The following is a 1,609-nucleotide window of genomic DNA, read 5'->3' as shown; positions in this document are numbered from 1 at the left end:
GCGGGCATGGCGCCACCGCTGATGCGCAATGCATCATTGGATAAAATACGCCCCTGGCGATTATCCAGTGCGGCCAGCTGTGACAGGGCCAGAGTGCCCGCGCTCTGCACGCGCCCGGCGCTATTATTCAGCGTTTGCGCGCTCACGTCGGCCTGCGTGGTGCCCATCAACAGGCCGCCGTCTTGGTTGTTCAACTGCCCGGCAGACACCGCCAATGCGCCCTGGCTGCTGATTATCCCCTGGTGACTGTTATCGATATTTTCGCCGTTGAGCATCAGCGCCTGGCTGGAAACCAATTGCCCTGCCTGGTTATCCATGCGGCTGCCGTTCAGCGTGAGGGCGCCGCCGCTGTGGATTTTACCCTGCTGGTTATTGAGATAGTTGAAATGATAATCGCCCGCCCCCTGGCCGATCACGGTGCCCGCCAGGTTATCAAACTGGTCGGCGGTCAGTTGGATCGTACCCTGGCTGCTAATCACGCCCTGGGTGTTCAGCAGCCGTGCAGCGCTGATCTGCACCCCTTCACCGCTTTGCACGTTGCCCTGGCGGTTATCCAACAGGTCGCTCAGAGTCAATTGCAGCTGTTGCTGGCTGTAGAGCAGGCCGTTTTGCGGGTTATCGATGCCCTGCGCCCGGATCTGTAGCTGTTCGCCCGCCAGCAGTTGCCCGCCCTCATTGTGCAACACGCCGGCCAGGGCCGCGTCCGTTTGCCCCTGTAACCACAAGCGCGCTTGTGCGCTGATTTTTCCGCCCTGGTTGTACACGTCCTGAAGGATCTGCAATACCACACTGCCGGCAGACTGCACTACGCCGTACTGGTTATTCCAGCGCGTGGCGGTCAGGCTGGCATCCTGCTGGCTAACGACCTCGCCCTGCTGGTTATCGATATGCTGGCTGACCGCCGTTAACGTTCCCTGGCTGCCAATCCAACCTTCCGCATTCAGGATATTCTCCGCCAGCAAGCGCTGCGCCTGCTGGCTGAAAATAGTGCCATTGCGGTTATCCAACACGCCGGTGAAGTGCATATCCAGCGTATCCAGCGCCTGGATCGCCCCCTGCGTATTGAGCAGTTCGCGCGCGCGTATCGTGCCGCTACCGCCGCTGGCCAGCTTTCCACCCTGATTGTCCCAGGCCCCGGAAAGGTGCAATGCCAACGCCTGCTGGCTTTGCACCAGCCCCTGTTGCCGATTGTTCAACTGCCCGCCATTGAGTGACAGCGCTGCGCCGCTGAGCAGTTTGCCTGCATCATTATTGAACAGGCTGAGTGCGCCGCCCTGCCAATGGAGATCCTGCTGCGCCGTCAGGGTACCCGCCTGATTATTGATGTTACCGGCGGTGTTGATGGCCAGCTCACCGCCCGATTGCAGCCGGCCTGCGGCATTATCCAGGCTGCCCGCCGCAATGCTGGCCTGTTGCCCGCCCAGCGCGGTGCCTTTGCGGTTATCCCAATGGCCTGCGGTCGTCACCGCCAGCACGTCGCCGGCTTCCATCAGCCCTTGCTGATTGTCGATCGCCTCCTGGGCATCAAGCTGCAGCCGCCCCTGGCTCACCATCTGCCCCCCGGCATTATTCAGCGCCTGTGCCGCAAGCTGAAGATGCTGGCCGCGGA

At 61.5% G+C, this 1,609-nt stretch carries 1 pseudogene; it reads right to left on the bottom strand.

Annotated elements, in window-relative coordinates:
* Positions 1 to 1,609: pseudogene (locus AC559G_RS18200) on the bottom strand (hemagglutinin repeat-containing protein); the annotation flags it as partial.

The sequence above is a fragment of the Gibbsiella greigii genome (genome assembly GCF_039540155.1).
Classification (GTDB): Bacteria; Pseudomonadota; Gammaproteobacteria; order Enterobacterales; family Enterobacteriaceae; genus Gibbsiella; species Gibbsiella quercinecans.
The sequence above is the reverse complement of the archived record's forward strand: the minus strand, read 5'-3'. Positions and strand labels throughout refer to the sequence as shown.